The 8,378-nt window shown below is 41.6% G+C and carries 7 protein-coding genes and 1 other RNA gene; 2 read left to right on the top strand and 6 right to left on the bottom strand.

All coding sequences use genetic code 11. The features are described from left to right. Positions 1–138 precede the first annotated feature (138 nt). Entirely contained in the window at positions 139–1,626 is a 1,488-nt protein-coding gene (locus AC2SLM_RS02250) for a S41 family peptidase (protein WP_486541367.1), read from the bottom strand. A 129-nt stretch (positions 1,627–1,755) separates the two neighbouring features. Next, positions 1,756–3,348, bottom strand: a complete 1,593-nt coding sequence (gene gpmI / locus AC2SLM_RS02245) for a 2,3-bisphosphoglycerate-independent phosphoglycerate mutase (protein WP_486551718.1) — start codon at positions 3,346–3,348, stop codon at positions 1,756–1,758. Between the two features lie 418 nt (positions 3,349–3,766). Between gpmI and ssrS the strand changes: the two genes are divergently transcribed. Continuing rightward, a non-coding RNA gene (gene ssrS / locus AC2SLM_RS02240) (6S RNA) lies at positions 3,767–3,961 on the top strand. A gap of 158 nt (positions 3,962–4,119) precedes the next feature. Here ssrS and AC2SLM_RS02235 read toward each other — a convergent pair. Continuing rightward, the gene (locus tag AC2SLM_RS02235; RefSeq protein WP_486551716.1) at positions 4,120–4,749 is read right to left on the bottom strand and encodes an FxsA family protein; all 630 of its coding nucleotides are present in this window, start codon (positions 4,747–4,749) and stop codon (positions 4,120–4,122) included. Between the two features lie 278 nt (positions 4,750–5,027). On the opposite strand from AC2SLM_RS02235, the gene ruvC reads away from it, so the two are divergent. Further along, on the top strand, positions 5,028–5,612 hold the full coding sequence (gene ruvC, locus AC2SLM_RS02230; RefSeq protein WP_486541373.1) for a crossover junction endodeoxyribonuclease RuvC: 585 nt from the start codon (positions 5,028–5,030) through the stop codon (positions 5,610–5,612). Positions 5,613–5,754: 142 nt separating this feature from the next. Here the strand turns inward: ruvC and AC2SLM_RS02225 are convergent, their stop codons facing one another. The 3 genes from AC2SLM_RS02225 to AC2SLM_RS02215 all read right to left on the bottom strand — a co-directional run bounded on the left by AC2SLM_RS02225 (position 5,755) and on the right by AC2SLM_RS02215 (position 8,205). Next, positions 5,755–6,585 carry an META domain-containing protein gene (locus AC2SLM_RS02225; protein WP_486551715.1) on the bottom strand — a complete coding sequence of 277 codons (831 nt, stop codon included), beginning with the start codon at positions 6,583–6,585 and terminating at the stop codon, positions 5,755–5,757. 116 nt (positions 6,586–6,701) lie between these two features. Then, positions 6,702–7,334, bottom strand: a complete 633-nt coding sequence (locus tag AC2SLM_RS02220; protein WP_486551714.1) for a glutathione S-transferase family protein — start codon at positions 7,332–7,334, stop codon at positions 6,702–6,704. Positions 7,335–7,563: 229 nt separating this feature from the next. Then, positions 7,564–8,205 (bottom strand): peroxiredoxin, encoded by a 642-nt coding sequence (locus AC2SLM_RS02215; RefSeq protein ID WP_486541379.1) that lies wholly within the window; start codon positions 8,203–8,205, stop codon positions 7,564–7,566. Positions 8,206–8,378: the final 173 nt, after the last annotated feature.

Raw genomic sequence — 8,378 nt, 5'->3', positions numbered from 1 at the left:
TGCTAAAATCGCCCCAGACGTTGTTGCAAACCTAGTCAAGGTCTAGACATTAACTACGGTTTACGCCTAGTCTGAAACAATTTTAGCTATCAGCAGTGCTAATTTGCGAATGTTCCACACGCCCTAACCTTTAAATCATTAATAGTCATCAATAACTGAGATGCCATTAAGTTCGTCATCAAATTTAATACCGATTGGGCGATCTTGTTTTAACAAAATACTCACTGCCTTTTGCTGCCAATCTTCACCGTTATGGGCGAAGACCACATTAGGTATCACCCCAACGCCATCAATAGGCTCACCTTGAGCACTTCGATATTCGGCCACTGTCAGCTTTATTGCACCGCCTGATTTAAGCGGAATCACCTCTTGAACAGTGCCCTTACCAAAGCTTTTCTCACCGAGTACCTTCGCACGATTATTACTCTTGAGGCTTGTCGCAAGCACTTCTGCTGCTGATGCAGAATAGCGATTTTGCAATATCACTACCGGTAGATCTGATAAATAAGGGGTGCCATTAGGGTTAATCACTTGACTGCTATTGGTTCGGTTTCTAACCTGAATAAGTCCTTTATCGGCAATAAACAAACTGGCGATATCAATGGCTGAAGACAGCACACCACCAGGATTGTTTCTAACATCAAGAACAACACCGGTAATCGGTTCACCAGTTTCTTTCAGCGCCTTAATTAGCTGATCTTTTGAGCCATTTTGGAACACTGGTAGCCGTACAATAGCGATGCTGTTTTGTACCTGAACATCCAGCTTATTATTAGTCGATAGATTTCGCTGCAACATCACATTACGCTTAAGACCACGTCGAGTTGCGACGGTTACTTGCACTTGTGAACCTGCAATGCCCGATAACAGTTGCTCGATATCTTGAGGCTGCATATCAGGAGTCAGCTCAGCACGCTTAATACGTAGCAGACGTTCACCGACTTTAATACCCGCCTTATTAGCAGAAGATTGGGGTGCCACGCTATCCACTACCCACTCATCTATCGAATTATCAAAGTCAACCGTGATGCCAACTTGACCAATCTCCCCATCCGTAAAACTACGTAAGTTTTCATAGTTCTCTGGCGTGAGGTATTCTGCATGACTGTCTAGCTTTTCGAGCATGCCGGTGATAGCGTTCTGAAATAAAGCCTCATCATTGACAGGTCGCACAAAGTCGTGACGAACCACATCAATGACTTCGACAAAAGTCTCAATCGTTTCAGGAGAAATAGCGTTTAAAGGAACATGTCTGATATCCAGATTGCCTGAGCTGTTATCAAGGTCGCTGTCATCTATTTCATTATCAATGTTATCAATATTGGTATCGCTACTCTCAAGGATGGCACCCTCGTCAATCTCTTCAATAGCATCTTCATTAGCGACGGCATCGATATCATCACAATCATCAACACATTCTGGCACATGACTATCAAAACTACCTGCTATCAGTCCCGAACGAGGATTGGAGGATGAAAGATTGCTATTCGCCATTGTTTGTTTGATATTCATTGACACCGGCAAGGCGGCTTGCGAAATGCTAGACAATCCCACTAGGCATACTAAGCCTAATGCTTTATTAAAACGAGCCAGACCGGTAATAGACGTTGGCTGACTTGTAGCCATGTAAGAGATCAACGCCTTATTTTCAGACGCAGTAGAGCCCTTGTTTCCAGACACCAGACTATGAAGAGAATGATAACGACTCATGATGGACTCTACCTAGATTGAAATAATTTAAGATTAAAGCGATAGTTACTGAGCTTGCAGCAAGTCAACACCCGTCATCTCTTTAGGTACAGGAAGACCCATTAAGCTAAGAATGGTCGGTGCAACATCACTTAACTTACCGCCCTCACGTACCGATACTTTCTTATCGCCAACATAGATAAGCGGCACCTGCTCAGTGGTATGCTGAGTATGTACTTGGCCGCTATCATAGTCTTGCATCTGCTCACAGTTACCATGATCCGCTGTAATCAGCATATGACCACCTGCTTTAATAACCGCGTCAGCGACTTCACCAACCGCGGTATCTAATACCTCAACCGCTTTAACTGCCGCATCAAAATTACCGGTGTGACCGACCATATCACCGTTAGCATAGTTTACGATTAGCACATCATACTTGCCAGAACCAATCGCCTCGACCAAGTTTTTGGTCACTTCAGGTGCGCTCATCTCCGGCTTTAAATCATAGGTGTCAACATCAGGAGATGGAATCAAGATACGAGATTCACCTTTGTATTCATCTTCCCGACCACCGCTAAAGAAGAAGGTCACATGTGCAAACTTCTCTGTCTCTGCAATTCTAAGCTGAGTTTTATCATTGTTTTGCAGATACTCGCCCAACGTATTTTGCAAAGCAGTCGGCGCATAGGCCACAAATGTTTTAGGGTTAGCCGCTAACTCATCAGAATAATGAGTCATCATTACAAAGGCCGATAATAATGGCTGCTTTTTGCGAGCAAAGCCTGAGAACTCATGATCTGGCAGAATAAACGCTTGGCTAAGCTCACGCGCTCTGTCTGCACGGAAATTCATAAAGATAACGGCATCATTGTCATCAATGGTAATAGGCGTCTCACCATGTTCAATGACCGTGGTTGGGTTCACAAACTCATCGGTCTCACGAGATTTATAAGCAGCTTGTACTGCACCATCTGCACGGGTTGCCATACGCTCTGCTTTACCTAAGGTCATTAGGTCATAAGCTTTTTGAACACGGTCCCAACGATTGTCTCTATCCATCGCATAGTAGCGACCAATGATGCTAACAATCTGTACTTTGGTTTCGTAGTGAGCGTTTAAGTTATTTAGATAATCACGCAGACGTTTGATATATTTATCTGCAGATTTGGGCGGTGTATCACGGCCATCTAAGAAGCAATGCACATAGACGTTTTTCGCACCGTGAACCACTGCGGCATGACACATGGCTTCGATATGGTCTTGATGCGCATGTACGCCGCCGTCAGACAATAAGCCCATAATATGCACATTACCGCCCGCCTCTTTCGCTGCATTTAAGGCATCAACGATGGCAAGGTTCTTATAAAAATCACGGTTTTTGATATCACGTGAAATACGTGTTGAATCTTGAAAAAGCACACGGCCAGCGCCAAGGTTCATGTGACCCACTTCTGAGTTACCGAACTGACCATCTGGTAAACCCACGTCTTCACCTGAACCAGACACTAGACCATGTGGATACATTTTATTAATACGGTCTAAATTTGGCGTATTGGCAGCAGCGACTGCGTTATCGCGTTCATCCTCACGATACCCAAAACCATCTAGAATCATTAGCACGTGTGGAATCTTTTTGTTCGTATCTACTGCTACCATTTATTCTCTCTCCAGTTATTTTGCTAAATTGCTTAATACTCTTCGTAAATAACGATGCTTAAACTGGGCATCGCTCACTTAAAATTTATTTGCCTAATTGTACCACACAAGCCCATTTATCTTTAATTTAAGATTTGTTTGAGTATAAAACCTATCTATTGAGCACACTTCGACAGATGATTTAATAAAGGTCTGTTGAACATTCAAATGTGGAACTGGCGGAGGCTGTTTTTTAGGCAACATGTAGGAGAATTTTTGACGAAGAGTCTTCTAAGTTAGACCAGCTTTTAAAATATTGGGCAATATATTGACAATTTTATTGCTTCAAATTTGTATTAACAGCTCACCGATATTTACTTAGCATTACAAAGTCGCCACTATTAGGTTTGCATCTGTCTTTTATTTTATATAGAATATTTAGACTCTGAAGTGTTCGCCAGTAGATGTTATTCCCTGAGCCGATAATGCACTAAATGGATGTGCTATCTACTGTTTTATTGTGTATGCCTGCACTGCTTGCAGTGACTCAGGAAACCTTAAGAGACAGTGACGCATCCGCCCTGAACTTCACGGTTCATGGGTCCCCATCTTACAGCGGCACTTCGGTTCTTATTTTAGTAATCTATAATCGTAAATCATACTGGCCTGATGGCATAAAACGATATCGTTGTAAAACTAGGCAGTTTTTATGTGATTACTTACCCCCCAATAAAAAGCTCTTTTACTAATGTAGTAAAAGAGCTTTTTTGTGCCAATTGTTTGACTTGTATCTTATTCGTCATTGGCCGGCTTTTTAAGCTTCTTAACGTCTTTTATTACAGGCTTAGCTGACCCATCAACCGTGGTGTTTTGTTTAAACACATTACCAAATGGATTACCGCTGTCTGAACCTGGTTTGCCGCCAAATGGACTTCGAGAGCCGAACGGATTGTTACCACCAAACGGGTTTTGCCCGCCAGCGCCGCCCATACCCCCAAATGGACTTTGACCGCCCATTTGTTTAGACATCATCTCCATCATTTTCTGCTGATTATTCATCACATAGTCATTGGCTAGAGATTTTAGCTTCTTTTGTACCGGAGGTAATATGACCAACAAAGCTAATAAATCAGACAGCAGACCAGGAATTAATAGCAATAAGCCACCCACTGCCATACCAATCGTTTTAATAATTTGATTCTCAGGTGGACGCATCGCTGGATTCATCATCCCACCGGCTTTCATCTGTTGAGCCATAGGATTAAGCGTTGTCATACCACGGCGTATCAAGGTGAGACCGATGACAGCAGCGGCGATAAACCAGAAAAATACCCACCAACCGCTGATAAACTGGGCAACTAAATACCACAGCAACATCTCAATAATAAACCATACGATGGCAATGCCAACTATTTGACCCATAATGTGTCATCCTATTTTGATTTGATAATAAATTTAATAATAAAGTGTTAAATTCGATTTGTATTATGTATATGGGGATGGCTTGCTATACTATCAAATCTTAAACCAACTTTGTAATTGATTCAGACCCGCAGCCAAATTTAGCGCTATTATAAGCGAAACCACAGATTCTACCTACCGTAAATATATAGACTTTTTAAAGAGGCTCAAAGCGGTATAGACAGACAGATTGATTGACTGACTACTAGAAATTTATAAATAAGGCAACACAGAGCACTATGGCAATAATTATTGGTATCGATCCCGGCTCAAGAATGACAGGTTATGGCATTATTCATCAAAAAGGTGACACCTTACGCTATCTCGATGCAGGCACCATACGTACAGAAACCAAAGAGATGCCGGAACGTTTAAAGCGCATCTTTAATGGCATCACTCGTATTACGCAGTATCATCTAAAATATGCAGAAGAACCCATTTACGCCGGTGTTGAACAGGTATTTATGGCAGAAAATCCCGATTCTGCATTAAAGCTCGGTCAAGCGCGAGGCGCCGCCATTGCCGCTTTAGTTGCTCTAGATTTGGAAGTATCAGAATATACAGCTAGGCAAATCAAACAGGCCGTTTGTGGCTATGGTGCCGCGGATAAAAACCAGGTTCAAGAAATGGTTTGCCGAATTCTAAAACTCGATGTGATGCCACAACAAGATGCTGCGGATGGTCTAGCCTGTGCTATCTGTCATGCGCATTCTAGTCATTCTATGAACAAACTGGTGATGAATAGTGCCTTACGTGGCCGCGGCACATCAAAGAAAAAAGGACGTTGGCGTCTTAGCGAAGAGGACTTAAACAATTTAAAATAGTTTCGATTCACAATTAGCGTAGCGTTAAACAGAAATTTTAAAAAAAGGCAGGTGCCTATCTACGCGCTCTGCCTTTTTAAGCTCTACCTTTTTAAATAGTTAAGAGAGTCTCATTGGACTTCAATAGACTTAACCTTCGAGATTACTTATCTTCAACCACACCGCTTTCTACTGCCATATCAAATACATATACGAACTGCTTACCTTTGACATCAGCAGGGTCAACAACAAAGCGTTTAAGGCGTACTATCTGCTCTAAGCGACTGTCATGAGTATATCCTTCAATCTCACCAACGAATAACTCCCAATCACCGAAACCCTTTTTAATGCCTTTGCCATCATAATAAACAGGGCGTACTCTTAGGCAAGTTTGAGCGCTGCCGTCTGGGCACATCTGCTGTTCATTATCAATCTCCCAATAAACGGTATCGCCTCTTTGCCCATATCGTGCTTCAGGCGTTTGTACACCCTGCCATACCAAGGTATTGCCGTTTTCATTAACTTGTTTAAGAATCGGCTTATCACCAACTGTGTGGCTAAGGGTACTAATACCGCTCATAGAATTCACTAACTGATTTTCTGCATCACTTAACTCTTCATCTAGGCATAGCATTGCGGTACTCATGATTTGCCCCACTTTCATCACATTTGAATCCAGTGTGTATCCTGCACCCATTGAGTTACAACCCGCACTAAAGCTAATTGCATTCCCCTCTTTTTGCGTGCTAAATTTGATGTAAACATCATCTTTAAAGCTATTTAATGATTTAATAGGTTTATTCTGTTTATCTGTCGCTTGCATCAATTGCCAATTATAATCAGATAGCTGAGATTGTTTAATATTTATCACCGTTTTTGCACCACGCTGCACAGAAGGTTGTGTTGACTTGGCTTCGGTATGAGTTTGCGTACTTTGACAGCCTGTCATCACAAGAGTCGTTGCAAGGGCTGCTAAAGACAAAGGTTTAAACATATTTCCTCCTAAAATGACCGTTAGTGGGCCTAAAGACTAACTTACCCGCTAACAGTGATTATTATAAATAACATCAAATTATTGATAATAATTTTATTTTCTAGCGTCTTTGCTGTTTATTTCTTTTTGAAACCAAATTGCTCGTCCATCTGTTTATAGAAGCGTGCAATACCCTTACCATGCGAGGTCGGATCAAATTTTAATAAACGACCAAAATCTAGTCCAATATATAGCACAATATCAGCATAGGTCAGCTGATCGCCTAACAAGTATTCTTTTTGCTGCAAAATATTGTCGAAATACGGCAACGCTTTAATCGCACGCTGTACAGACTTTGCTCCCATTTCCGGCACTTGGTCAATGCGGTGCGCTTTGGACGGATGAGTGTGCTGAAAGGCCAACATAAAGTTATATAACACTTCAAATTCAGCTGTACGGCGCAAAGATGCAACTTGCGCACGCTGCACCACATCATTGCCCATAATTGAGCGCTCTCCATAGACGCGGTCCAGATACTCACAAATAGCCTGTGAATCATTTAATACAGTGCCATCATCTAATACCAAAACAGGCAGCAACTGTAATGGGTTTATCTTGGTAAACGCTTCGGTTAGATGCTCACCTTTTGCCATATCAATATCAATGACATCAATATCATCGATGTCGTCAATATTAATGCCTTTCACCTGCATCAATAGCACTACTTTACGAGGGTTTGGCGCCTTTCGTGTTAGGTATAATTTTTTCATTACAAGCTCCTTTTGATCTATTTACCGCTTTCCACTTTGTTATTACCTATAATTATCGCTTATTTTAGTTAACCACTACTGCTAATTTTTATAACACTATATTGCTATATTACCACTTGTTAGAACGCGCACAAAAAAGCCTCACAGTAATCATACAGTGAGACTTTTTGCATCAAACCAATCAATTAGCATGCGGCGTCAATTCTAAATTAGACACAGCGCTGAGGCATTATTTGTTTGGTGCAGGCGTGGTGCGTAAGTAAGGTTTAATTTCAGTAAAGCCTTTTGGATAATCTTTTTCTGAGATATCTTCTGTCTTAATACTTGGTGGAATGATAACATCATCGCCCTCTTTCCAGTCAACAGGCGTTGCAACGTTATACTCATCTGTTAACTGTAGAGCATCAATTGCACGAAGGATTTCATCAAAGTTACGACCCACGCTTGCAGGATACGTTAGAATCAAACGAACTTTCTTTTTTGGATCGATAATAAATACGCTACGTACTGTGTGCGTTGTTGCCGCATTTGGGTGAATCATATCGTAGAGTTCAGCGACTTTTTTGTTTTCATCACCAATAATTGGAAAGTTCATTGGCGTGCCTTGCGTCTCACCGATGTCGTTTGACCATGCTTTGTGATCTTCGACATTATCAACAGAGATACAAATTGGCTTCACACCGCGCTTTTGAAACTCACCGTTTAATGCGGCTGCACGGCCAAGCTCAGTGGTACATACTGGTGTAAAGTCAGCTGGATGTGAAAAGAAAACAACCCAATTGTCGCCTGCCCAATCGTAAAAATTAATATCACCTTCTGTGGTTGGTGCATCAAAGTTCGGTGCATCATCACCTAGACGTAAATGTGCCATCTGTTCATCCTTATTTTTGTTTATTTATTAATATCAATCATACCACACGCAATCTTAAATGATGCGCTTGTCATAATAGTAACAAAACAAATGGGGTAAAACTAGAGCACCACCAAACTCACACAAAAAACGTCCTTATACCCAATTATCGAGTATAAGAACGCTTTTCTTTT

This window comes from Psychrobacter sp. CX16, from assembly GCF_057396245.1.
The sequence above is the reverse complement of the archived record's forward strand: the minus strand, read 5'-3'. Positions and strand labels throughout refer to the sequence as shown.